The 21208-nt window shown below is 63.7% G+C and carries 16 protein-coding genes and 2 pseudogenes; 8 read left to right on the forward strand and 10 right to left on the reverse strand.

Annotation, left to right across the window (positions count from 1 at the left end):
* Positions 1-55 precede the first annotated feature (55 nt).
* Both OKW43_RS01015 and sapR read left to right on the forward strand, forming a co-directional pair.
* On the forward strand, positions 56-943 hold the full coding sequence (locus OKW43_RS01015; protein ID WP_187636879.1) for a DMT family transporter: 888 nt from the start codon (positions 56-58) through the stop codon (positions 941-943).
* Between the two features lie 118 nt (positions 944-1061).
* Positions 1062-1967 carry a sap1 transcriptional regulator SapR gene (sapR, locus tag OKW43_RS01020; RefSeq protein WP_429444649.1) on the forward strand — a complete coding sequence of 302 codons (906 nt, stop codon included), beginning with the start codon at positions 1062-1064 and terminating at the stop codon, positions 1965-1967.
* Positions 1968-2011: 44 nt separating this feature from the next.
* Here sapR and OKW43_RS01025 read toward each other — a convergent pair whose 3' ends face one another.
* Complete coding sequence (locus tag OKW43_RS01025; RefSeq protein WP_429444651.1) at positions 2012-4225, reverse strand: LamG-like jellyroll fold domain-containing protein; 2214 nt, start codon at positions 4223-4225, stop codon at positions 2012-2014.
* 403 nt (positions 4226-4628) lie between these two features.
* On the opposite strand from OKW43_RS01025, the gene OKW43_RS01030 reads away from it, so the two are divergent.
* Positions 4629-5210 carry an N-acetyltransferase family protein gene (locus tag OKW43_RS01030; RefSeq protein WP_429444653.1) on the forward strand — a complete coding sequence of 194 codons (582 nt, stop codon included), beginning with the start codon at positions 4629-4631 and terminating at the stop codon, positions 5208-5210.
* A gap of 121 nt (positions 5211-5331) precedes the next feature.
* Here the strand turns inward: OKW43_RS01030 and OKW43_RS01035 are convergent, their stop codons facing one another.
* Positions 5332-5886 carry a putative glycolipid-binding domain-containing protein gene (locus OKW43_RS01035; RefSeq protein WP_187636875.1) on the reverse strand — a complete coding sequence of 185 codons (555 nt, stop codon included), beginning with the start codon at positions 5884-5886 and terminating at the stop codon, positions 5332-5334.
* A 113-nt stretch (positions 5887-5999) separates the two neighbouring features.
* Between OKW43_RS01035 and OKW43_RS01040 the strand changes: the two are divergent.
* A pseudogene (locus OKW43_RS01040) lies at positions 6000-6089 on the forward strand (4-oxalocrotonate tautomerase); the annotation flags it as partial.
* A 232-nt stretch (positions 6090-6321) separates the two neighbouring features.
* On the opposite strand, the gene OKW43_RS01045 reads toward OKW43_RS01040, so the two are convergent.
* The 7 genes from OKW43_RS01045 to garD all read right to left on the reverse strand — a co-directional run bounded on the left by OKW43_RS01045 (position 6322) and on the right by garD (position 14737).
* Positions 6322-7533: a porin gene (locus OKW43_RS01045; protein WP_429444657.1), complete on the reverse strand. Its 1212-nt coding sequence runs from the start codon at positions 7531-7533 to the stop codon at positions 6322-6324.
* A 77-nt stretch (positions 7534-7610) separates the two neighbouring features.
* Positions 7611-8963 (reverse strand): TRAP transporter large permease, encoded by a 1353-nt coding sequence (locus OKW43_RS01050; protein WP_187636873.1) that lies wholly within the window; start codon positions 8961-8963, stop codon positions 7611-7613.
* Positions 8964-8970: 7 nt separating this feature from the next.
* Positions 8971-9486: a TRAP transporter small permease gene (locus OKW43_RS01055; RefSeq protein WP_187636872.1), complete on the reverse strand. Its 516-nt coding sequence runs from the start codon at positions 9484-9486 to the stop codon at positions 8971-8973.
* A gap of 178 nt (positions 9487-9664) precedes the next feature.
* Entirely contained in the window at positions 9665-10657 is a 993-nt protein-coding gene (locus OKW43_RS01060) for a TRAP transporter substrate-binding protein (RefSeq protein ID WP_187636871.1), read from the reverse strand.
* Between the two features lie 609 nt (positions 10658-11266).
* Complete coding sequence (locus tag OKW43_RS01065; protein WP_187636870.1) at positions 11267-12196, reverse strand: SMP-30/gluconolactonase/LRE family protein; 930 nt, start codon at positions 12194-12196, stop codon at positions 11267-11269.
* Positions 12196-13047, reverse strand: a complete 852-nt coding sequence (locus OKW43_RS01070; RefSeq protein ID WP_187636869.1) for an NAD-dependent epimerase/dehydratase family protein — start codon at positions 13045-13047, stop codon at positions 12196-12198. Before OKW43_RS01070 ends, OKW43_RS01065 begins: the two co-directional genes overlap by 1 nt.
* 100 nt (positions 13048-13147) lie before the next feature.
* Complete coding sequence (gene garD / locus OKW43_RS01075) at positions 13148-14737, reverse strand: galactarate dehydratase (protein WP_187636868.1); 1590 nt, start codon at positions 14735-14737, stop codon at positions 13148-13150.
* Between the two features lie 269 nt (positions 14738-15006).
* Here garD and kdgD point away from each other — a divergent pair.
* From kdgD to OKW43_RS01090, 3 genes and pseudogenes are all read left to right on the forward strand, one after another.
* Positions 15007-15925: pseudogene (gene kdgD, locus OKW43_RS01080) on the forward strand (5-dehydro-4-deoxyglucarate dehydratase).
* Positions 15926-16114: 189 nt separating this feature from the next.
* The gene (locus tag OKW43_RS01085; RefSeq protein ID WP_187636866.1) at positions 16115-17473 is read left to right on the forward strand and encodes an MFS transporter; all 1359 of its coding nucleotides are present in this window, start codon (positions 16115-16117) and stop codon (positions 17471-17473) included.
* A 221-nt stretch (positions 17474-17694) separates the two neighbouring features.
* Positions 17695-18438, forward strand: coding sequence for a FadR/GntR family transcriptional regulator (locus OKW43_RS01090; protein ID WP_187636865.1), 744 nt, complete (start codon positions 17695-17697; stop codon positions 18436-18438).
* Between the two features lie 141 nt (positions 18439-18579).
* Here OKW43_RS01090 and OKW43_RS01095 read toward each other — a convergent pair whose 3' ends face one another.
* Positions 18580-20163, reverse strand: coding sequence for an aldehyde dehydrogenase (NADP(+)) (locus tag OKW43_RS01095; protein WP_429444663.1), 1584 nt, complete (start codon positions 20161-20163; stop codon positions 18580-18582).
* Between the two features lie 235 nt (positions 20164-20398).
* Between OKW43_RS01095 and garL the strand changes: the two genes are divergently transcribed.
* Positions 20399-21199 (forward strand): 2-dehydro-3-deoxyglucarate aldolase, encoded by an 801-nt coding sequence (gene garL / locus OKW43_RS01100; protein ID WP_187636863.1) that lies wholly within the window; start codon positions 20399-20401, stop codon positions 21197-21199.
* The last annotated feature ends 9 nt before the right edge of the window (positions 21200-21208 follow it).

The following is a 21208-nucleotide window of genomic DNA, read 5'->3' on the forward strand; positions in this document are numbered from 1 at the left end:
CGTTTACGGCCATGGCGCGCATCATGAGACTCTTTTCAGCGCACGGATGTATGCAATGGACAAGACAACCAACGGCTGGCTCAGCGGTTTCGCGGGCGTGCTGATTTTCAGCGGCTCGCTGCCGGCCACGCGGCTTGCCGTGCAGGGCCTCGATCCGGTGTTCCTGACGGTGGCGCGCGCGACGATCGCGGGCAGCCTCGGTCTGCTGCTGTTGCTGGTGTTCCGCGAGACGCGCCCCGAGCGACGGGATCTGCTGCCGCTGGTGGTGGTCGCGCTCGGCGTCGTGGTCGGCTTTCCGTTGCTGACCGCGCTCGCGCTGCGTCATGTGAGCGCCGCGCATGCGATTGTGTTCATCGGCCTGCTGCCGCTCGCCACCGCGATCTTCGGCGTGTTGCGCGGCGGCGAGCGGCCGCAACCGGCGTTCTGGCTGTTCTCGGCGCTCGGCAGCGCGGCGGTGGCAGCGTTCGCGCTGCGGCACGGCATCGACGCATCGCCGCTCGGCGACGCGCTGATGCTCGCCGCGATCGTCCTCTGTGGGCTGGGCTACGCGGAAGGTGCGCGGCTGTCGCGTCACCTCGGCGGCTGGCAGGTGATTTCGTGGGCGCTCGTGCTGTCGCTGCCGCTGATGGTGCCGCTCGCATGGTGGACGCGGCCCGCGTCGTTCGACGGCGTCGGCGCGGCCGCGCTGTGGGGGCTCGCGTATGTGTCGTTGTTCAGCATGCTGATCGGCTTCGTGTTCTGGTATCGCGGGCTCGCGCTCGGCGGGATCGCGGCGGTCGGCCAACTGCAGCTGCTGCAGCCGTTTTTCGGGCTGCTGCTCGCCGGCGTGCTGCTGCACGAGCAGGTACCGCCGTCGATGATTATCGTCACGGTGATCGTGGTCGCCTGCGTGGCGGGCGCACGGCATTTCTCGCGCGCGGCGCCGACGCGGCGGGCGGTCTGAGGCGGCTCGACCGTCGCACGGCAACCACCTTTTTTCAGGATCGAATCGCGCGAGCCGTGGATCGATATGTCATCATTTCGCAGATTGGCTCAACCAGCGCCCCGCACCGCGACTGACGATGACGACCGCCTTTGCCCAAACCGTCGAAGCCCGTTTTGCCGAACTCACGCCGACCTCGAAACGTGTCGCCAGCTACATGCTCGCGAATCTCGACCGGCTCGGCCTCGAAACCGCCGACCAGATCGCGCAGCAAGCCGGCACGAGCGGCATTTCGGTCGGCCGCTTTCTGCGTAGCGTCGGCTATCGCAATCTCGACGATCTGAAACGCGAACTACGCGGCACACAGCAGCGGCCCTGGCTGATCACGGACCGGCTCGACGCGTTCCGCCGCGGCGCGAGCGACGGCGCGCAGACCGGTGAACCCCCTCCGGGCGCCGCGGACGGCACCTCGCCGCGCGAGGCCGCGCTCGCCCAGTCGCTCGAACTCGAAATCAGCGCGATCCATCACGTGTACGAACTCGCACGCTCGCCGGCGTTTGCACGCGTCGCCGAGCGCATCGCGAATGCCGATGCGGTCTATATCCTCGGCATCCAATCGACGCGCGGCATCAGCAACGCGTTCTACAGCTACCTCGAATACATCCGTCCGCGCGTGTTCTATTCGGACGGCATGTCGGGCTCCTACGTCGATTCGCTGAACTCGGAATTCAGCGCGCCGTATCTGATCGTCACCGACACGCGCGCCTATTCGACGACCGCGCGACGCTTTTGCCAGGCCGCCTCGCGCCGCGGCCTGCCGTTCGCGCTCGTCACCGATATCTATTGTCCGTGGGCGCGCGATTTCGACGGCGACCTGCTGCAGGTGAAGACGGACGTCGGTCAGTTCTGGGATTCGCTCGCGCCGCTGACGTGCCTGTTCAATCTTCTGATCTCGGCGGTCGTCGAACGCCTTGGACCGGCTATCGACGAACGCGTGGCGCGCAACCGCGAGTTGCAGAGCGAGTTCGATCAGTTCGATCTTTGACCGGCGCGGTGGGGTGTCGTGCTCGCCACGCGCTCCTGCCAAGGCTACGTGCCCTGCGCCAGAGCCGTAATCTGATCGGCCGACATTGCACAGCGATAGATGCGAAACTCATCGATCGATCCATTGAAATACGGATCGGCGGCGTACTGCGAGCGTCCAATCCAGTTCTGGGCAGTCGGTCCGACGCGCCACGGCGCAAAAACAACATCGTTCGCGCCGCCGATCACAGTGCCGTTCAGATACAACGTAGCCACCGTGCCGGATAGCGTCACGGCAACGTGCGCCCATTGGCCTGTTGGCAGCGCGACGTTGGCGTTGATACCGCGCTCGCCGTGCCCGCCATTGGTGGTGATCGCAAAGCGCATGACGCCGGTGGAGTTCTTCGGCGTGAGGAACAGGTAGCGCCCCGTGCCCGCGCCGAAATCGAAGATGCGGGCCCATGCGTTGCCGCCGTTCCAGAAGACCCAGGCAGCGATGGTGAAGTCCGACAGATCGGCGACGACACTGTTGGGCAGACTGACGTAGCCGCTTGAGCCGTCGAGCGACACTGCGTTACCGACTCGGCCCGCCACATGAGTCGCGCCGCCGACGAGCGCGCCGGCATGACCGTTGCCCGTCGCGTCGGCGGCGCTCGCGCCGCTTGTTTCATCGAACTTCAGATACGTATGCGGTTGCACCACCGTCACGGCGACAGCCTCTGACGAGTCTGCGCTTTCGCCCGACGCCGTCTGCGCGCTTACGACGTAATACCATGTTCCCGCTGACGGACTGTCCGTGTACGTCAACGGATCGCCGATACCGCTGGCAATGATCGTATACGCTCCGCCTGAACTGGACGCACGCTTCACGCTATAGCTGATGCCGTTAGCAACGCCCCACCATGACAGCATCACCTGTCCCGCGCTCGCGAACGCCGTGAGACCGCTCGGCGCAGCGATGGGTGCGGCCGCATCGCGTGTACACGTAAGCGTGCCGTAGCCCAGTTGATCGTAGCCGCCGCTGGTCGTGCCGTAGTCGCCGCCGCCACCTTCGGGTTGGATCGCCAGCGCGAACCTGGTCGACCATGGTGCCGCAAGCCCTTTGCGATTCACGTAATGATTGTAGACGAGTGCCCAGCAGGGCCGGACCGTGCCCTGCGAGGCGGTCGAAAAGTCTGCTTGCGTCACGTCGACATTCGAATAGCTCGCATACGGCACCGTGAGGTACGTGCCGTCCGTCTGCACGAGATTCGCCTTCGCCACGTATTCCGCACCGGCGAGAAAGCGATTGTTGTCATAGCCGTACAGGTCGACACCCTGGTTCCACGCCATCTGGCAGAGTGCACCACCAAGCGCGATGCCAAGCGTGTTATGCCCCTGGTCGCGGCCCGTCTCCTGCCATTGACCCAGATAGCCGGGGTGCAGGTAATAAACCGCTTGTGCTATCGCCCCGTTACCGGCCCCATCGATGAAATAGTTGACCGCCTGATCGAACAACGTGTGGTCGTCGCACAGCACGCCGATCGCCATGATCGACGCCATGTTGCACAAGTCCCAGTTGGCCCAGTAGTGCGTCACGTCAGTGTTGTTGTGCCGGTTGAGAAAGTCGACGTTGATCGGATAGAAGACGTTGAGCATCATCGACTGAAACGCCGCAAAATCGCCTGCCGCCCAGCCCGCATAGCTGCGCATGATTTCGCCGGCGTTCGCGAACTCGTAGCCATAAATACCGGCTGCAAGATCGACGTTGCTATCGCCGCCAAGCCGCTGCAACGTCGAAGACCAGGCATTCATGATCTGCACAGCTTTGTCAGCGTAGGCCGTGTCGCCCGTCACTTTCCAGTACAGCGCGCATGCGTACGCCGCGGCGATGTCGTTGTACAGCACCGGATAGTTTTGCGCGCCGCTTCCCCCGCGATCGACTTCGACCTGAGGGCGCGGCGACCACGACAACCTTGTGTGGCCGTTAGCAATCAGCTTCTGCCAGCCCTCGTACCACGGCGACGCCTGTCCGGCGACCTTCTGCGCCATCCGTTCGAAGTCAGCCTGCGTATGCAACAGTCCGGGATGAACGAATGCGCCGCTTGTGGCGATGTCCGTCGCGCCATTAGCAACACGAGCGAGGGTCACGCTCGATGTCGAGGCCCGACTCGTCGTGCGGGTCATCGTCGTGGCTGCGGGGCTGATCTCGCCGTTGCAGCCCGACAGCGCGAGTGCACCCAGGCTATACAGAAAGGTTCGCCGCGAAATCCCTGTGCTTTGTTCGTTGCTGCTCTTCATATCGTTCCCGTGTTGTGAATGAACTTGCAGGCGAAAGTGCGATGCCAGCCGGGGACCGCATATCGTCGACGTCAGATACTTCTGGCAGGCATTCCTTCGCAAACGTTTGCTTTCGCGCCGCCATCGTTCTAGAAGTGCGAAGCGGCACTCCCCTGTTAACGGAAAGCGATGCCTATTCGCTTAGCGCGAATGGGGTAGGGAAATGCTGAATCTCGTGTAAGTTAAAGCTGATGAGGTAACGGAACGCGCTGATAGATAGCAGGTGACGGGTGTCACGCATCGCTCACCCATCCCCACGAAAATCCTCGAACGACCGATTTTTTGACCCGCTTCAAAACCGCCTCGACGACGGGCATAGTGGAGGCTCTCAGCCTGACTACGCCGGCCATCACAGGACCACTGCATGAGTTCAATCCGCTCACCGCTCGACGCCCCGCTCATCCGCGACGCCACCGAAGCCGACCTCCCGGCGATCCAGGCGATCTACGCGCATCACGTGCTGACCGGTGTCGCGTCGTTCGAAGAAACCCCGCCGTCCGTCGACGATCTGCGCGCCCGGCTCGCATCCGTGCGCAGCCACGGACTGCCGTATATGGTCGCGGAGATCGGCGGCGACGTCGCCGGCTATTGCTATGCCACGCCGTATCGCCCGCGCGCCGCGTATCGCAACACGATCGAAGACTCGATCTACGTCAACGACGCGTATCGCGGACGCGGCATCGGTCGCGTGCTGCTGCAAGCGCTGATCGAACGTTGCGAGAGCGGACCGTGGCGTCAGATGATCGCGGTGATCGCCGATGGCGGCAGCGGCGGCTCGCTGTCGTTGCACACGCAACTCGGCTTCGAGCTGACCGGCACGTTGAAGGCGGTCGGCTACAAGCACGGCCGCTGGCTCGACACGACGCTGATGCAACGCGCGCTCGGCCGCGGCGCATCGACCGGACCCGACGACGCTTCAGACCCGGCAGGCGGCACGCACAGCTAGGCCCGCGCTGGTGACTGGCCAGCGGCGAGCGCCATGCGTTTGGTCGACACGCATCGCGCGAATGACGGGGATAGCGGCGCCGGGACCGCTGCAACGAGCGGTCCGGCGCCGGATGCAAAACCTAACGTGCGCGCGGCAAACGCGTGAACAAGGTCGGATAGTCGATCACGAGGCCATCGCTATCCACACGCAGATTCGCCGTGAACTCGCGAAAAATGCCTTCATACCGATACTCGCCATTCAACTCGACGCACGTGTATGCCTGCTCGGCGCGCGTTACCTGCAAGTCCGGCGTCGAGATATACGCGACCTCGATCGGCTGACGCTCGCCCTCGGCCAGTTGCAGGCGGCGGATCGGCAGCGTGTTGGTGTACGGCGTCGCGGCGATGTCGATATCGATACAGCCTTCGATCGCGCTGAGCGCGAGGCCGTGCCCGTCGTGCCAGTGGCCGTCGCCATCGCCGTGCAATTCCAGCTCGCCACCGCCGACGATCTTCAGACGCGCGTAGCGCGTGCGCCAGTGCGCGTCGCAGCGCACCGCGTAGTGCAGTCCGTACGCCTTGCCATAGCGCTGCCCAACCACGACGCTTTCGACGGCGAAGCCGTCGTCGCGCGCATCGAACATCAGATGTTCGATGCCGTCGCCCTCTTCCGAGGCCCATCGCAATTCTCGCATCGACGTCTCCTGGCGAAACGGCGCAGCGGGCGCGCCGGGCTCTTATCGTAGCGCGAAAACCCGCGCGGCATGCCGCCCCAATCCAGGCGCTTGCGCTAGCCGACGCAGGTTTCGGTGTCGAGCCGAACTCGGTTGACATCATCGTCACCGACGTAAAGCGCGAAAATTGGGCAACGGGTGGGCGTCTGTGGTCGGAGGCCTGATCGGCCTGGAGAAAGCGATCTCGTGCTGACGTCGCGTGCTGCATGCTGAAGTCACAGGGATGCCGCGATGATCTGACAGCGCTGGCGAGACCGGCGCTTTCGATGCATCAAAACGGCGCACCGAAAAAAAAAGCTGCGCACTCGACATGCGCAGCTTTGCGAGACTGACGACGCAAAAAAACTGCGTCGATGTGGCGGCAAAACAACGCGCCGCCATGTATTCAGTAACTGTTTAGAACTTGTGGATGATACCCACGCCAACCGCCGTCTGGCTGCGCGACGAGGACGGCGCACCGTTCTGGCCGTCACCGATGCTTGCCACTGCGTTGATGATGGACTTGCCGTTGCCCGACAGCGTCTGGCCGCTAGCGCGCTGATACGCTTCGAGTGCGTACAGACCGGTGCGCTTGGACAGCGAGTAGTACTGCGACAGGTTGAACTGGCTGTAGCTAGCCGTGCTCTGAATGCCGTTCGACGACGTTGCACGGGTGTAGCTATATCCAGCGGCCACGTCCAGCACCGAGATCGGCTTCCAGTGCAGCACTGCGCCACCGGTATTCCAGATCTGCGTGTCGTGGAACAGCGAAGCCTGGCCCGCAGTGTATTTCACGTTCGAGTATGCGAACGAAACGTCCCACTGCGAGCTGAACGCGTAACCACCCGTCACCGCAATGCGCTGCTGCTTCGCTGCGGTCTGGAAGCCGTTGTTGATTGCCGAGACGGACGGCTGAGTGCCGTTGTTCGACGCCGTGGAATTCCAAGCGGGGGTGGCAACGGTTGCCGCGTTGTCAATGCGCTGGATACCTGCCGCGACACCGATCGGGCCGTTCAGGTACTGTGCCGCAACGCTCCAGGTTTGGCCGGCTGCGAAGCTGCCCGGGTTGCCGCCCAGTGCGTACGAACCGCTAACCGTCAGACCGGCAAAGCTCGGCGACGTATAAACCAGTTGGTTGTTCACCCGGAACGTCGTGTCCAGCGAGTCGATATCACCCGGATGCGCACCGTATGCACCGGTCAGCCACGTGGTCGGGCTATACGGCGAGAGCAGCGTGTAGTACGAGGTGTAGCCGCGGCCTGCCGTCAGCGTACCGAACTGCGCGTTCGTCAGACCGACCCATGCCTGGCGGTTGAAGGCCAGACCCGACACGCTTTGCGCGCCAGTTGCGCTGTTGAAGCCTTCTTCCAACTGGAAAATCGTCTTCGTGCCGCCACCCAGATCTTCCGAGCCCTTCAAACCGAAACGGCTGCCTGCCCAGATGCCGTTGATCATCTTGACTTGCGAGGCGCCAGGGACGGTCTGCGGTTTCGCCGCCGTGGTCAGCGACGCCGAGCTGTTCTGCCAACCCAGGCCCGTATCGACGATACCGTAAAGCGTCACGCTGCTTTGCGCATGTGCGCCCAGGGCGACCAACCCCAAGGCCGAGGCTAAGAGAGTCTTTTTCATTTTTACTCCTTTGTTAATAACTTTCTGACGCGGCCTATGCGAGCGCCGCTGAGTGTGGATAAGACGTTTTATTTGGATCAGAACACCGGATGGCCGTTGATGATGCTCGGTAACCAGGTCGAGAACCACGGGACATAGGTGACAATATTGATGGCCGAGAAGATAGCGAGGTAATACGGCCACGCCACCTTAGTGGTTTCACCTATGGACACATTGCCAATTGCGCAACCAATGAACTGCACCGAGCCAATCGGCGGATGCACCAGACCCAATGCGCAGTTCAGCAGAATCATGATGCCGAACTGGACCGGGCCCACGCCGTTGTGCATCGCCATCGGCAGGAACAGCGGGGTCGTGATCAGGATGTGCGCCGCCATGTCGACGAACGTACCGAGGAACACCTGAATCACGTTGATGTATAACAACATCAGCCACGGCAGCGAGGTCGCGCCGTCGAGCATGCGTTCGATCGCCTCCGGAATCTCCAGATACGCCATCTGGAAGCGCAACATGTTCGACACGCCGATCAGCAGCAGCACCACGCCGGTCGTTTTCGCGGCCTTGCCGAGCGCATGACCGAGCTTCTTCATCGTCAGCGAGCGATACACGACGATGGTCAGAATCAGCGAATAACCGACGGCGATCGCGGCCGCCTCGGTTGCGGTGGCGATACCGCGCGCCACGCAGAACAGAATGATCGCGATGACCATCAGACCCGGCACCGCGCCGATGAAGGTACGCAGCACGGCCATCCAGCCCGGAAAACGCTGCAGTTCGGTCGAACCGTCGGGACGGCGCGGATAGCCGAACTTGACGGCCTGCCAGTAAGCGGCGATCAGCACGAGGCCCATCACCCACAGCACCGGCAACAGACCCGAGAACAGCAGATCGCCGATCGACACGCCGCTCAGCTGCTTGCCGTTCAGCACGCCGCTCACGCCTTGCGCCGCGAACGCGTAGATGATCATGTTGGTCGACGTCGGCATCAGCGCGCCGGCCAGCGACGAGTGCGTGGTTACGTTGACCGCGTAGGCGGCGCTATAACCTTCGCGCTTCATCATCGGGATCACGACGCCGCCCATGGCCGACGTGTCCGCGGTCGGCGAACCCGACACGCCGCCGAACAGCGTACAGGCGACCACGTTGGCCATGCCGAGGCCGCCGCGGAAATGGCCGACCGTGGCCTGCGCGAAACGCAGGATGCGGTCGGCGATGCCGCCGTGGAGCATCAGCTCGCCGGAGAAGATGAAGAACGGGACCGCGAGGAACGAGAAACCGTTCATGCCCGAGATCATCGACTGCATCGCCGTCGCCGTCGGCAGGCCTTCGAACAGATACGTCAGAACGCAGGACAGGCCCAACGCAAATGAAACCGGAACCCCTAGAAAGAGGAAGACAAGAAAACTGGCGGTAAGAAGGGCAAGTTCCATGATGGTTCTATTTTTGTTCCGTGGCGGAGAGTTCGAGCGTATGCGCCTTCGGGGTGCTGGCGAACAGATCGAGCAGATGCTCGATCGAGAACAACGCGATGCACACACTCGCGAAGATCGGGATGCAGTAGCGCACGCCTTCCGGCACGCCGATGATCGGAATGCGGTCGCCCATCGTGGTTTCCGCCATCTCGAAGCAACCGACGAAAACCGCCACCGCGAAAGCGACCAGACACAGGTGCTGAATCCCTTTCGCGATCACCTGGCCCTTCTCGGGCAGTTTCTTGACGAGCGAGTCGAGTCCGATGTGACCGCCCTCGCGAACCTTCAGCGCGGCGCCGAACATCGCGATCAGGATCACCTGCAACAATGCGATGGGCTCAACGAAATCGGGCGCGTCGTTAAACACGTAGCGCAACACCACGCTATAAATCACGAGCAGGCAAAGCGCGGCGAGGCTAAACGACGCCACGACCAGCAGCACGCGAAAAAGAAAATCATTTGGGCGTTTCAGGAAACTCATGACCCTGTCCTTGCTTACGACCGACCTTGTGCTTGATGTTCCGCCGTCCCGGTGTGACGCGATCTGAACGCGCGCGCGACATCGCGCGGCGGAAGGTCTCGCGAGTTTCCTCGCGGGACCATTCACGCCGCTGTTGCGACAAGCGTTGCTATTGCTGATTGCGTCCGGGACGCGTGACTTACTTGATTGCTTCGATCTCGTCGACGATCTGCTTCATCTGCGGGGTCTTTTCGTACTTCGCCCACACAGGCTGCATCACCTTCACGAAAGCCGCGCGGTCGATCTGCGAAGCCGTGATGACCGTTGCGCCACCCTTCGTGACGGCCTTCTGTGCGTCGGCTTCGCGCGCGGTCCACAGCTTCTGGTAGTACGGCACCGAGTCGGCCGCGGCCTTCTTGATGATCTGCTGCTCTTGCGGCGACAGCGTGTCCCACACCTTCTTCGAGAACACCAGCACTTCCGGCGTCATCGAATGCTGGGTTTCCGAGTAGACCTGAGCGACTTCGAAGTGCTTGGTTTCTTCGTACGACGGCAGGTTGTTTTCGGCGCCGTCGACGAGGCCGGTCTTCAGGCCCGTATAGACTTCCGAGAACGGCATCGGGGTCGGCGTGCCGCCCATTGCCTTGATTTCGTCGACCATCAGGTCGGACGGCTGCACGCGGACCTTCAGGCCCTTCATGTCAGCCGGCGACTTGATCGCCTTCTTCGCGTACATCGAGCGTGCGCCGCTCTCGTAGAACGTCAGCGCGATCATGCCCTTCGCCGTGAACGCGTCGAGAATCTTCTGACCTTCCGGACCGTACATGACCTTGCGGAAATGGTCGACGTCGCGGAACAGGAACGGCAGCGACGGGATCATCGATTCCGGCACGATTTCGTTGAACGCAGCACCGTTGGCACGCGCCATGTCGAGTGCGCCGATACGAACCTGGTCGATCGTGTCGTTTTCCGAACCCAGCGCGCTGTTGCCGAACACCTTCACGGAGTCCTTGCCGCCGGTCGCCTTGCCGATCTCCTCGCCCATGTACTTCACCGCCATGTTGGTCGGGAAGGTGTCGCCGTGCACGTCGGCAACGCGGAACACGCGCGCTTCAGCCGACATCGTGCTGAACGCCAACGCCGCGGCTGCGACGATCATCGAAACACGGGAAGAGGCAAACTTCTTGTTCATCGTGACATTCCTTGAAAAATGGACCATCCCATCGATAGCGGATGTGACATGGTTTTGACGCGTCTCCGGCTTCGCGCTCACCCCTTCACAGGTGCGGGCGGTGGCCGTACTGGCTGTGCGACTTCCCCGGCACAGATAATCCAGCACTCCAGTGGACAACTCGACTACTTACTTCAATCACGCCGGCCGGCTTCGGATATGTACGCTGCATCGATCGCAGCCGCATTACGAACCTGAAACCCGCCGCATCGGGCTGCCGCACAAGCACAGAAAGCCATTTGTTTGGGCTCATATGTTGTACGACGACATATGAAGTCTATAAAAGGGGTTTTAACTTGTACAGACGGTATTTACCCGCATCAAGAAAAGCGCCGGTACGTATGACCGGCGTGGTCCGCCACCAAGGCGTCATGCCGGCTGGCATTGGATGGCGAGGGAATCGGCGAGGTCGCCGGGGGTGTTGTTTTTGTCGACGAAACGCGTGGGGTCGTGGCCTTCACACCACACGTTGTACGATGAGTGACAAATATAGGGCCACACGAACGGCATCAAGAAATGAAAACGCCGGGAGAAAAACTTCGTCCCGGCGCACGCTTTACGTAAGCAACATTACAATTTGCCCGCAAACTCGGGCTCAGGCAGCCCGCTCACGCCGGGCCGCAGCGCGAACACATGGCCGTCGTGCTCGCTCGCGCCGTTGGCCGGGCGAATCGACGTGACGAACAGCGTATCGAGATCCCGCCCGCCGAACGCGCACATCGCAGGCTTGATGGCCGGCACTGGAATCTGCCGGTCCAGCTTGCCCTGCGGCGTAAAACGCAGCAACAGACCGGCGTCGTTCGCGCAGATCCAGTAGCAGCCGTCGGCATCGACCGCCGCGCCGTCCGGGCGGCCCGAGTAGTGATGCAGATCGGCGAACACGCGGCGGTTGCGCGGCTCGGCGGTTTCGACGTCGTAGTCGAACGCCCAGATCAGCCGGCGCAGCGGATGCGAGTCGGACAGATACATCGTCGTGCCGTCCGGCGACCAGCCGAGGCCGTTCTGCGTGATCAGCGAAGCGACGACCGGCGCGGACAGCACGCCCTTCTCGTCGAAGCGGTATAGCGCGCCGCCCGGGATCGCCGCCGCCATGTCCATGACCATCGTGCCGGCCCAGAAGCGCCCTTGCCGATCGCATCGGCCGTCGTTGAAACGCATGCCGCCGTGCGGGAATTCAGGCGCCGCGAGCTTGCGCAGCGACGCTGTCAGCGGCTCGCCGCTCGCCGCTCGCGACGCGTCCGCGAGCGTGACCGCGAACAACCCGGTCTCGCAGCCGGCGAGCACGGTGCCGGCGCGATCGAATGCGATACAGGCGACCTGTTCCGGGAGCAGCCATTCGGTGCGCTGGCCGGTCGCGAGCGAGCCGCGCACGATTTTTTTCGCCGGAATGTCGACCCAGTACAGCGCCTGCCCGGCCGCGCGCCAGACCGGGCTTTCGCCCGTGGCAGCGGGCAACGGACCGGCCGCTTCGAGCCGCTCCACTTGCGGATTCGCGCTCATTATTTGGGCTCCCGCTTCGGCTCCATCGGCCCGGCGAGCACGAACGGGCCACCCTGGTACAACTGAGTCGGGTCGTCGAAGCGCGTGTCGGGGGCGCTCGGCGGGAACAGGTGCTCGAATTGCGCCGAGCTGTCTTGCGGACGGTAGCCGAGGAACGCCGCGTTCGTGTTGTCGACCCACGAGATGCGATTGTCCGATACGCCATAGACGATCGCGTGGCCGACGCGGTTCGTGAACAGCGAGCAGCGCACGAGTTCGATGAAGTCGCGGTAGCTCAGATACGTGACCAGCATGCGCGCGGTCTTCGGCTGCTCGAACGACGAGCCGATCCGCAGACATACGGTTTCGAGGCCGAAGCGGTCGAAGTAATAGCGCGACAGCGATTCGCCGAAGCACTTCGTCACGCCGTACAGGCCGTCCGGACGCAGCGGCGCTTCGGTATCGAGAACCGACGTCACCGGATGGAAACCCACCGCGTGATTCGAGCTCGCGTAGATGATGCGCTTCACGCCGTGCTTCTGAGCGGCCGAGTACAGGTTGTACAGGCCGCGGATGTTCGCTTCGAGCAGGTCTTCGAATGGCGCTTCGGCGGAAATTCCGCCGAGATGCACCGCCGCGTCCACGCCTTCGAGCAGCGCGTGCACGGCCGCTTCGTCGGCGAGATTGACGACGGCCGCTTCCTCGTGCGCGGCGACTTCGCCGAGCGGCGCGATATCGGACACGCGCACGATGTCGGCCCATTGCGCGAGCGCGGGACGCAGTTGCTTGCCGAGGTTGCCCGCGGCGCCGGTGAGCAGCAGACGGCGGAATGGTTTCTTTGCCGCGGAGCGGTCAACGTTCAAATCGGTCATGTCTCTTTGCTTTTGGAATGGCGATCGGGTCATCTGAACAGAAAGGCGAGCGCTGGTTGGACCGGCGCTCGCCTGAGGTTGGACGGGACAAGGTGCCTGATCAGGTCACCGGCGCCGGGTTGAACAGCGTCAACGCATTGTGCAGCCCGAGCTTCTCCGCGCAGGTTTGCTGGCGGCCGCTCGCGACTTCGAGCATCAGGCGGAACAGTTCCCAGCCCACCTCCTCGATGCTGGACTGGCCGGTCGCGATCGTGCCGGCGTTGATGTCCATCAGATCGTGCCAGCGGCGCGCGAGGTCCGAACGCGTCGCGACCTTGATGACCGGCACTTCGGCGAGGCTGTACGGCGTACCGCGGCCGGTCGTGAACACGTGCAGCGTGATGCCCGAGGCGACCTGCAGCGTGCCGCAGATGAAGTCGCTAGCCGGCGTCGCCGCATAGATGAGGCCTTTCTCGCTCACCTTCTCGCCCGGCGACAGCACGCCGGAGATCGCCGAGTTGCCCGACTTGATGATCGAGCCCATCGCCTTTTCGACGATGTTCGACAGGCCGCCCTTCTTGTTGCCGGGCGTCGTGTTCGCGCTGCGGTCGGCGCCGCCGCGCTTCAGGTAATCGTCGTACCACTGCATCTCGCGGATGATCGCCTGCGCGACATCCGCGTTGGCCGCGCGCGCGGTCAGCTGATCGACGCCGTCGCGCACTTCGGTGACTTCCGAGAACATCACGGTCGCGCCGGCTCGCACCAGCAGGTCGGTCGCGAAACCGACGGCCGGGTTCGCGGTCAGGCCCGAGAACGCGTCGCTGCCGCCGCACTGCACGCCGATTACCAGATCCGACGCCGGACAGGTCTCGCGACGGCGGTTGTTCAGGCGCTTCAGGTGGCCCTCGGCCATCTTCATGATCGACGTGATCATCGACTGGAAGCCGACGTGCGATTCGTCCTGCAGCACCACGACATCACCGTTCAGGTCCAGCGCGACATCGCCGATGTCGGCGACGTCGTCGACGACCGCGGCCGCCGCGATCGGAATCGTGCCCGGCGGCATCAGACGCTCGGGCTGCAGCTTCTCGCAGCCGAGGCTCACCATCATCACTTCGCCGCCGAAGTTCGGGTTCAGCGCGATGTTGCGCACGGTGCGGATCGGCACCATCGCGTCGGGCGCGTCGATCGCGACGCCGCAACCGTAGGTGTGGCCGAGGCTGACGACGTCGTCGACATTCGGATATTTCGGCAGCAGTTCGGACTTGATGCGCGTGACCGCGTGTTGCACGACGTCGGCCACGCACTGCACGGTGGTCGTGATCGCGAGGATGTTGCGCGTGCCTACCGAGCCGTCCGAGTTACGGTAACCCTCGAACGTGTAGCCTTCGAGCGGCGGCATCTCCGGCGCTTTGATGGTGGCGATCGGCAGGTCTTCGAGTCCCGGCGGGCTCGGCATGCGGATCACGTGCTCGTTGATCCAGCTGCCCTTCGGCAGCGACTTCAGCGCGTAGCCGATCACGACGTTATAGCGGATGACCTCGTCGCCCTCGGCGAGATCGGCCAGCGCGACCTTGTGGCCCTGCGGCACACGCTCGCGCAGCCTGAGGCCATCGGCAAATACCGCGCCTTCCCCCAGACCGCCGTCGTTGACGACGATCGCAACATTGTCATTGGGATGAACGCGGATGTAGAGCGGAGTTTGTTCCATTGATCGATCCTAAAGGCGTGATAAGCCTGCTTCGCCTGCAATCATACGTCATCCTACAACAACGAAGTTTGCCCGGATGTTCCGTATTTACCCTATAGCGGTCATTATGCCGTGAAAACATCGTTGAGTTACCGGATTCATTGTTGTACGATGACGTATAAGAAATCTGATTTTCAAAAGATTTTCTACTAGTACGACGTCCGTCGTACTGGTTGGATCCAACTAACGACTCACTCTAACGACTCAATCCGACGCCTGGATATTTGATCATGACGACACCGCAGGAACCTCAAGCAGATCGTTTCGGAAGGCCTCCTGTCCTTCCCCATCACCGACTTCGACGCTAACGGCGACTTCCGCGCCGACACTTACGCAGAGCGCCTCGAATGGCTCGCTCCGTACGGCGCTTCGGCGCTGTTCGTCGCCGGCGGCACGGGCGAATTCTTTTCGCTGACGCAAGACGATTACACGCAAGTCGTGCGCACCGCGGTCGAAGTTTGCAAGGGCAAGGTACCGATCCTCGCCGGCGCCGGCGGCCCGACCCGCGTGGCGGTCGCCTACGCGAAGGAAGCCCAGCGCCTCGGCGCGCACGGCATCCTGCTGATGCCGCACTACCTGACCGAAGCAAGCCAGGACGGTATCGCCGCGCACGCCGAAGAGGTCTGCAAGTCGGTGCCGAACATGGGCGTGATCATCTACAACCGCGCGAACTCCAAGCTCAACGCTGACATGCTCGAGCGTCTGGCCGACCGTTGCCCGAACCTGATCGGCTTCAAGGACGGCGTGGGCGAGATCGAAAACATGGTGACGATCCGCCGCCGCCTTGGCGAGCGCTTCTCGTACCTCGGCGGCCTGCCGACCGCGGAAGTCTATGCCGCCGCCTACAAGGCGCTGGGCGTGCCGGTGTACTCGTCGGCGGTGTTCAACTTCATCCCGAAGACCGCGATGGACTTCTACCGCGCGATCGCCGCTGACGACCACGCGACGGTCGGCAAGCTGATCGACGAATTCTTCCTGCCGTACCTGAAGATCCGCAACCGCCGCGCAGGCTACGCGGTCAGCATCGTCAAGGCTGGCGCGAAGCTGGTCGGCCACGACGCAGGTCCGGTGCGCGCACCGCTGACCGATCTGATGCCGGAAGAAATGGAACAGCTCGACGTGCTGATCAAAAAGCTCGGAGCGCAGTAAGGCACCGGCGCTGGGGCTTCGAGCGAACAAGCTCGCGAGCCTCATCGATGAGGGCCGCATAGACGGCCGCGTGGCGAACGCCCGGCACGACAACCTCGCCGGGCGTTCGTGTGTTTGCCCGACCGGCAGGTGGTCTGCGGCCGCCCGGCGTGCAGAGTACACCTCACCCGAAAATACAGGAGATGACCCATGGACTTGAGCCGCTCGGCCAGTTCCACCGACGCCGCTTCTAGCGCGGCACGCACCAAGGTCCGCTACGGGATCCTGCTGCTGATCTTTGTGATCACCACCCTCAACTACGCCGACCGCGCGACACTGTCCGTCACCGGTTCCGCAATGCGCACCGCGTTCAGCCTCGACGCGATCCGCATGGGCTATATCTTTTCCGCATTCAGCTGGGCTTACGTGCTGTCGCAACTGCCGGCCGGCTGGCTGCTCGACCGTTTCGGCGCGCGCCGCGTGTACGCGGCGAGCATCTTCTCGTGGTCGATATTCACGCTGCTGCAGAGCTCGGTCGGGCTGCTCGGCAGCGCCGGCGCGGCGATCACCGGCCTGTTCGTGCTGCGCTTCGTGATGGGCGCGGCCGAGTCGCCGGCGTTCCCGGCAAACGCGAAGGTCGTCGCGAGCTGGTTCCCGACCAATGAGCGCGGCACCGCGTCGGCGATCTTCAACGCCGCGCAATACTTCGCCGCGGTCGTGTTCACGCCGCTGATGGCGTGGCTCACGCACGCGTTCGGGTGGGAAATGGTCTACGTCGTGATGGGCGTGGCCGGGCTGCTGCTCGCTCTGACGTGGCTGAAGGTCATGAAGAATCCCGCCGACCACCCGCGCGTGTCGCGCGCCGAGCTCGAGTACATCGAGCAAGGCGGCGGCCTCGTCAGCGGTGCGCGCAAGACGGGCCCGGACGATGTTTCGAAGGCCGGCGGCTGGACGCTCGTGCGTCAGTTGCTCAGCAACCGCATGCTGCTCGGCGTCTATCTCGCGCAGTACTGCATCAACGTGCTGACCTACTTCTTCCTGACGTGGTTTCCGATCTACCTCGTGCAGGCGCGCGGCATGACGATCCTGCACGCGGGCCTCGTGGCCTCGCTGCCGGCGATCTGCGGCTTTCTCGGCGGGGTGCTCGGCGGCGTGCTGTCGGACGGAATGATCCGCCGCGGCTGTTCGCTGACCGTCGCGCGCAAGGTGCCGATCGTCGGCGGCATGCTGCTGTCGACCTGCATCATCGGCTGCAACTACGTGTCGACCGACTGGATCGTCGTCGCGCTGATGTCGCTCGCGTTCTTCGGCAAGGGCATCGGCGCGCTCGGCTGGGCCGTGGTCGCCGATACGTCGCCGAAGGAAGCGCTCGGCCTGTCCGGCGGGATCTTCAACATGTTCGGCAACATCGCCGGCATCGTGACGCCGATCGTGATCGGTTATCTCGTCGCGCGCACGGGCTCGTTCAATGGCGCGCTGGTATTCGTCGGCGCGAACGCGCTGATGACCGTGATCAGCTATCTGGTGATCGTCAAGGACATCCGGCGGGTCGAGTTGCGCCCGGCGTGAGCCGGTTATAGGCTCGGTTATCGTCGCGGTTATCGTACTTCCGGCCTACGGAGCCGGCGCCTCGCGCGATCTATTCGCGCCGAGGCGCCAAACTTCGGGCCTCCGCTGATATAGGTGACATTTGTGCCGGAAACGATCCGGCGCTTATATATTCAGTCGTCAGACGACGATATAATAAGAATGCAGGATTCCCAGCGGTCTTCAAACAAGGAGCGTTTTCGATGGCTACACCACTAGCATCCGCGGCACCGCCACGACGCGCTCGCAATCTTGCCGAGTTCGTCGTCGGCTACGTCACCGAGCAGATCGCGGCCAACGCGCTGAAGCCGGGCGACAAACTGCCGACCGAATCGCAGCTGATGAGCACACTCAGCGTGAGCCGCACGGTGATTCGCGAGGCGATCTCGCGCCTGCAGGCGGGCAAGGTCATCGAGACGCGGCACGGCATCGGCAGCTTCGTGCTCGAGCCGCAGCGCGAAAAACTCGGCATCGACATGGTGCCCGCCACCACGCTGCGCGACGTGCTGTCCATTCTGGAACTGCGCATCAGCCTCGAAACCGAATGCGCGGGTCTCGCCGCGCAACGCGCAAAACCGGACGACCTCGCGCGCATGCGGACCGCGCTCGACGCGATCGAGGCCACGCGTCACAACGGGCTCGACAGCGTCGACGCCGATCTGCAGTTCCATATTTCGGTCGCGCGTGCAACGGGCAACCGCTATTTCGTCGACATCCTGTCGCAGATGGGCAGCGCGCTGATTCCGCGCAACCGGCTCGACTCGGCTGGCATCGCGCGCGCCGATCCCGACGCGTATCTGTCGCTCGTGAACCTCGAGCATGAAAGCATCCTCGAGGCGATCAGCCGGCACGACGCCGAAGGCGCGCGCGCGGCGATGCGCATGCATCTGTCGAATAGCCGTGAGCGGCTGCGTCGCGCGAACGAAGTGAGCGAAGCGAACAGCTGATTCTCGCGAAGCTGGCGGGCAAAAAAATGGCCGGGAAAACTCCCGGCCATTTTTTTTATGTTGCGATTGCCGCCGCCCTTCCCTTCGATGCGCGCCCGGCCGATCGGCCCGGGCGCATCCGTTCAGGACGGCGTCACGCGATCAACCGCGCGTGAGTTCGCCGTCGCGACGACGCCACAATTCCAGCGGATTACCGTCGGCCAGCGTTTGCGGCAGCAGCTCGGCCGGGAAGTCCTGGTAGCACACCGGGCGCAGGAAGCGGTCGATCGACGTCGTGCCGACCGAGGTCGCGCGGCTGTCCGACGTTGCCGGGAACGGGCCGCCGTGGACCATCGCGTGGCACACTTCGACGCCGGTCGGGAAGCCATTGACCAGAATCCGGCCGGCCTTGCGCTCGAGAATCGGCACCAGCTTTTTCGCAGCCGCGACATCGGCGCTATCCATCAGCAGCGTCGCGGTCAGTTGGCCGGCGAAGTGCTCGGCGACCTTCAGCATTTCCTGCTCGTCCTTGCAGCGGATGATCGTCGACACCGGGCCGAACACTTCGTCTTCGAGCGCCGGGTTCGCGAGGAACGTCTGCGCGTCGGTCACGAACAGCGCCGCGCAAGCCTGGGTCGGGCCGGTCGCGGCGACGCCGCGTGCCACGACCTCGACGCCCCTGGTCGCGGCCAGCTTGCCTTCGCCGTCTTCATACGCGGCGTGGATGCCCGAGGTCAGCATGGTCTGCGCCGGCTTCGCGGCGAGCGCTTCCGATGCCGCCGCGACGAAGCCCTTCAGCGCGTCGCTGTCGATCGCGATGGCGAGGCCCGGGTTCGTGCAGAATTGGCCCGCGCCGAGCACGAGCGAGTCGACGAAACCGCGCGCGATGCTGTCGCCGCGTGCCGTCAGAGCGTTCGGCAGCAGGAACACCGGGTTGATGCTGCTCATTTCCGCGTAAACCGGGATCGGCTCCGGACGTGCCGCCGCGACACGCATCAGCGACGTGCCGCCCGCGCGCGAACCGGTGAAGCCGACCGCCTTGATGGCCGGGTGCGCCACCAGCGCCTCGCCGACCGAATTGCCCGCGCCGACGATCATCGAGAACACGCCTTCGGGCAAATCCATTTCCTGCGCGACGCGCTGGATCACACGACCGACCAGCTCCGACGTGCCCAGGTGCGCGCGGTGCGCCTTCACGACGACCGGGCAGCCCGCGGCCAGCGCCGCGGCCGTGTCGCCGCCCGCCACCGAGAACGCCAGCGGGAAGTTGCTCGCGCCGAACACGGCGACTGGGCCGAGCGCGATCTTTTGCATGCGCAGATCCGAGCGCGGCAGCGGCTTGCGCTCCGGCAGCGGCGAATCGAGCGTCGCGTTGAGCCACTGGCCCGCGCGCACGGTCTGCGCGAACAGCTTCAGCTGGCCGGTGGTGCGGCCGCGCTCGCCTTCCAGACGCGCCTTCGGCAGGCCCGATTCAGCCTGCGCGCGTTCGATCAGCTCGTCGCCGAGCGCGGTGATGCCGTCCGCGATACGATCCAGAAACTCGGCGCGCACTGAGAGCGGCAGTTGACGATAGGCGTCGAACGCCTGCTGCGCGAGCGCGCACGCCTGCTCGACGTTCTCGACGGTACCGCTGCCGAACACCGGCTCGGCAATCTCGGAACCCGTGGCAGGATTGAACGCGCGCAGCGGTTTTTCTTCGCCGCGCACGGCTTTGCGACCGATCAGCATTTCGCCGGTAATAGGCATTTTTTGGCTTTCCTTAATGAAGGCTAAAGATATAGGTCATCCTACAACATTGCGGGGGCTCCGTGCAACCGGGAACGCTTGTCGGACAGGGACATACGGGTATACGCGCCCGTTACAACCGAGGCGCGCGGTGCTAATCTGCGCTGGTCATACGACGACTTATAACCTCGCATTTCGCGCGGTTTTGGCATTGTCGCAGCTTTTCCCGATCCATCGCAGTTCGAGGAGACACCGCATGCTCGCCGTCACGCCATACGAATCCTTGCCCAACCGCTTCCGGCGCGCGGTGCGCGAGGGAAAAACCCAGATCGGCTGCTGGGCGTCGCTCGCCAGCCCGATCGCCACTGAACTGCTCGGCACGGTCGGCTTCGACTGGATGCTGCTGGACGCCGAACACGCGCCCAACGACGTGCTCACGCTGATCCCGCAGTTGATGGCGCTCAAGGATAGCGGCAGCGCTCCGGTCGTCCGACCACCGGCTAACGACAGCGTCGTGATCAAACGCTTTCTCGACAGCGGCTTCTCGAACTTCCTCGTGCCCTTCGTCGACAGCGCCGACGACGCCGCCCGCGCGGTGGCCTCGACGCGCTACCCGCCGCAGGGCATCCGCGGCGTGTCGGTCGGCCATCGCGGCAACCGCTATGGCACCGTGCCCGACTACTTCGCGATCGCCAACGACAACGTCTGCGTGATTTCGCAGATCGAAAGCCGCAAGGCGGTCGAGAATATCGACAGCATCCTCGCGGTGGACGGCATCGATGCGGTCTTCATCGGTCCGTCCGATCTCGCAGCCTCGTATGGCCACCTCGGCAACGCGAGCCATCCGGACGTGCAGCAGGCGATCGCGCATGTGTTCGAGCGCGCGCAGGCGGCCGGCAAGTCGAGTGGCATTCTCGCGCCGGTGCAGGCCGACGCGGAACGTTATCTGTCGATGGGCGCGCGCGTCGTCGCCGTCTGCGCGGATCTCGGGCTGCTCAAGGGCGCCGCGCAGGCGGCGCAGAAACACTTCATGCAGAAACAGGCGGGAGAGGCTTGACGCAGCCGC

The sequence above is a fragment of the Paraburkholderia sp. WC7.3g genome, from assembly GCF_050436345.1.
Lineage (GTDB): Bacteria > Pseudomonadota > Gammaproteobacteria > Burkholderiales > Burkholderiaceae > Paraburkholderia > Paraburkholderia podalyriae.